Below are 3981 nucleotides of genomic sequence, written 5' to 3' on the forward strand. Positions count from 1 at the left end.
CGGCACGAGCACGATCGACAGGACGAACGCCGACAGCACGATCCCGAGCGCCGTCGCGAAGCCGATCTCCTGCGTGCCCGGGTTCGGGTTGACGGCCAGGCTCCCGAACGAGGCGGCCAGGACCAGGCCCGCCGTCGCAATGGCCGGCGCGGTGTGCCGTACCGCCCGGGCCACGGCGGACCGGGCCGGACCCGGCTTCTCCATCTCCTCCCGTATCCGGTCGCTGATCAGGATGTTGTAGTCGGTGCCCAGTGCGACCACGAACAGGAACAGCACCAGCGGCAGCATGAAGTTCACCCCCGGGCGGTCCAGGAGGTCCTGGGAGACCAGCGCCGAGGCGCCCAGCGTCGCCGCGAAGCCCAGGCCGACGCAGACCATCAGGACCAGCGGGGCCAGCAGGCTGCGCAGCAGCAGCACCAGGATCAGCGCGATCAGCCCGGCGGCCACCGGGAAGACCACCTTCAGGTCCCCGGAGACGGCGTCCGAGATGTCGGAGAAGAGCGCGGCCGTGCCGCCGACGTGCGCCTGCGTCCCCGCGGGCCGGTGCGTGGCCACCACGTCCCGGACCGGCCCGGACACCAGCGCGCGGGCCTGCTGACCCTGCGGGTCGGCGGTCAGGAACAGGTCGATCCGCGCCGCCCTGCCGTCCTCGCTGGGCACGGCCGGGGCGACCCGGCCGACACCGTCGACCGCCGCGAGCGCCGTGGACAGGCCGCCCAGCGCGCCCGGGTCCAGCCTGCCGCCGTCGGAAGCGGTGACGAACACGGTGGTCGGGTCCGACACCCCGGCGGGCAGGGCCCGCCCGATCTCGGTCGCCGTACGCGCCGCGGGCGTCCCCGCGTCCCCGCCGCCCAGCCCGTAGTCCGTGTGCAGGCCGGCCAGGCCCGCCGACAGCCCGCCGAGCAGGGCCAGCGAGGCGACCACCAGCGCCACGGGGCGCCGCGCCACCAGGCGGCCCGTCCGCCCGGCCGTGCCCTCGCGCGGCTGACGGCGCAGCCCCCGCGAGGGCCAGAACATCCTGCGGCCGGTGACGGCCAGGAGCGCCGGCATCAGGGTGAGGCTGCCGAGCAGCATCACCAGGACGGACACGGCGATCGCCGGGCCGAGCACCCGGAACTGGCCGAACGAGGCGACCGCGAGGGTGGAGAACGCGGCGACGATCGTCAGCGCCGCCGAGGTGACCGCCGTCCCCACCCGGCCGGCGACCTCGGCCGCCGCGGCGCGCCCGGACTGCTCGGGTCGTGCCCGCAGTTGCTCACGGAACCGGAACAGCAGGAAGAGGAAGTAGTCGATACCGATCCCGATCAGCACCACGTTGATCAGCTGCGGGGTGGAGGGGTCCAGCCGCACGCCGGTGAGCAGCGAGGCGCCGACCACGACCCCGGCGGCCGCACCGCCGATCACCGTCACCACGAGCAGCGGCAGCAGCGCCGCGAGGAGACTGCGGAAGACCAGGACGTGCAGCAGCACGATCACCAGGAGCATGGCGATGCCGACGACCGCCGCGCGGGTCTCCTCGGCGTCGGCCGTGTCCACGCTGTCCGCGATCCCGGCCGTGAACCCGGTCCGCAGACCGGCCTCGGCGAAGTCGGCCCGGACCCGGTCCCGGAAGGCCCGGTACAGGTCCTGCATCCCGGGATCCTGCGGGTTGCCGTTCAGTTCGACCGACAGCAGCCGAAAGCTCCGGTCGGGCGCGGTCATCGCCGGCCTGACCCGGGGCGTCTGCGTGTGGTCCTGCGCGAACGGCGGCGTCCGGTCCGTCTTCGGCATCGCCACCTCCCGCCGGGCGAGGACCGCCGCCTCGGCGTCGATCAGGCGCTCGTCGGCGTCGGACAGCTTCCGGCCGTCCGCCCGGGCCACCAGGACGGTCAGCGCGTTGGCGTCCTGCTCGAACCCGAAGTGCTCCTCGGCGACCTTCAGCGCGGCCGCCGCATCGTAGGTGGCGGGCAGGAAGGCGCCCGTACCGGGCTGGGTGGCGCGGAAGACGAACGCCTGGCCGAAGACGGCCATGGCGATGCCCAGCACCGCCCACAGGGCGATCACCTTCCAGGGACTTCGGGTGGCGAAGCCGGTCAGGGCGCGGATCAAGGGTTCCTCCGTAGCTCGGTCGGCCGGGGGTTCCCCGGCCTTCTCCAGCTCATCAGCGCCGATGCCGCGAAACGTCGTTGCACGGGAGGAACCCGCACCCGGGACCGGGGTCCGGCCCACCCTCCGGACCAGGACTCCGGTCCTGGTCCGACCTCCCCCCAGGAACCGGAACCACGCCGTGCGGCCGCTGCGAGAATGGTTCCCGTACGCGAATTGCGGCGCCCCGGCTCGGACCCGGCGGGCCGGTGACGGAGGGGGACCGGCAGCCATGCAGATACGCAGGGGCAGCGCTTCGGACGACGGCGCGGCCAAGGAGCGCCGCCCGGTCTTCGGCTGGACCCGCAACGATGCGCTCGTGGCCGTCGGGGCGGCCGTCACCGACCTGATCGGCTACGGGCTCGCCGCCGCCGACGGCGGCAGGCCCGTGACCGTGCCGGCGCTCGCGCTCGTGGTCCTGACCGCGCCCTGCCTGCTGGCCCGCCGGGCCCGGCCGCTGACCGTGCTCGCCGCCGTCCTCGCCCTCGGCGCGGCGTTCGACCTGGCCACGGGGCAGGCCCCCCACTTCTCCGCCGCCTCCATGGTGGCCCTCTACACCGTCACCCGCCGCCGCAACGCCGCCGTCACCGCCGCGGCCGCCGCGGCGACCGTGCCCCTCACGCTGGTCGGCCGGGGCACCGGCGGCTCGTCCCTCCTGGCGGGCCTGCTCGGCAACACCGTCGCCGTGCTGCTGGTCGTCCTCACCGGACTGGTGGTGCGGCGCTGGCAGCAGGAGGCCGAGGCCAGGCGCATCCTGCTGGCCGACCGGGCGGTGGCCGAGGAACGCCGCCGGATCGCCCGCGAGTTGCACGACATCGTCGCCCACCACATCACCACCATGCAGCTGATGGCGGGCGGCGCCCGGGCCAACCTGGCGCACGACCCGGACGTGGCCCGCGACGCGCTGGTCACCCTGGAGGACTCCGGGCGGCTGGCGCTGCGGGAGATGCGCCAGCTCCTCGACGTCCTGCGGGCCGGCGAGGAACCGGAACAGGCACCCCCGGCGCCGCAGCCCGGCACGGACGACCTCGGCCGCATCATCACCGAGTCCCGGCTGGCCGGCACCCCCACCGAGTTCACCGTCCGGGGCCACGCCCGCCCGCTGCCGCCGACCGTCGGCCTGACGGTGTTCCGGATCGTCCAGGAGGCCCTGACCAACGCCCGCAAGCACGCCTGGGGCGCCCCGGCCCACGTGCGGCTGACGTACGCCCCGGACGGCGTCGAGGTGGAGGTACGCGACGAGGGCGCGCCCGGCGCCCGTCCGCCCCGCACCGCACGACCGGGCGCCGGCAGCGGGTACGGTCTGATCGGAATGCGGGAACGCGTCGCCCTGCAAGGCGGCACCCTGGAGGCCGGCCCGTGCGACGGCGGCGGTTTCCGGGTGGCGGCCGTGCTCCCGGCCGGCGGCCCGGGGGGACAGCGGGAGGACCGACGCGGATGATCCGTGTGCTGATGGCCGACGACCAGCCGCTGGTACGGCGCGGCCTGTCCCTGATCCTGGCACCCGACCCGGCGTTCGAGGTGGTGGGCGAGGCCGAGGACGGCGCGCACGCCGTCACCCTGGCCCACGAGCTGCGCCCCGACGTGGTCGTCATGGACATCCGGATGCCGGTCCTCGACGGCGTCCGGGCGACGCGGGAACTGGCCGACACCCTCCCGCAGTCCCGCGTGCTGGCCCTCAGCACCTTCGACATGGACGAGTACGTGGTCGCCGCCCTGCGCGCCGGCGCGTACGGCTTCCTCCCCAAGGACGCCTCCCCGGAGGAGCTGACCGCCGCGATCCGCACGGTCCACACCGGCGAGGCCGCCGTGGCCCCCCGCCTGCTCACCCGGCTGATCTCCACCTACGTACGCGCC

The 3981-nt window shown here is 75.1% G+C and carries 3 protein-coding genes; 2 read left to right on the forward strand and 1 reads right to left on the reverse strand.

The features are described 5' to 3' along the window. Nucleotides 1-2088 (reverse strand): MMPL family transporter (locus EF918_RS33425; RefSeq protein WP_125652648.1); only part of this gene is annotated, 2088 nt, incomplete at its 3' end. A gap of 268 nt (nt 2089-2356) precedes the next feature. On the opposite strand from EF918_RS33425, the gene EF918_RS33430 reads away from it, so the two are divergent. Together EF918_RS33430 and EF918_RS33435 are read left to right on the forward strand one after the other, a co-directional pair. Next, a complete protein-coding gene (locus EF918_RS33430) occupies nt 2357-3565 on the forward strand; it encodes a sensor histidine kinase (RefSeq protein ID WP_125652649.1) in 1209 nt (402 codons plus the stop codon). Next, a partial coding sequence (locus EF918_RS33435; RefSeq protein WP_148141315.1) for a response regulator transcription factor occupies nt 3562-3981 on the forward strand: 420 nt, incomplete at its 3' end. The genes EF918_RS33430 and EF918_RS33435, both read left to right, overlap by 4 nt.

This window comes from Streptomyces sp. WAC06614 (assembly GCF_003949795.1).
Lineage (GTDB): Bacteria > Actinomycetota > Actinomycetes > Streptomycetales > Streptomycetaceae > Streptomyces.

Bases quoted from the DNA above. Each gene is read 5' to 3' on its own strand.
- EF918_RS33430 (WP_125652649.1), top strand. From the start codon at position 2,357: ATGCAGATACGCAGGGGCAGCGCTTCGGACGACGGCGCGGCCAAGGAG.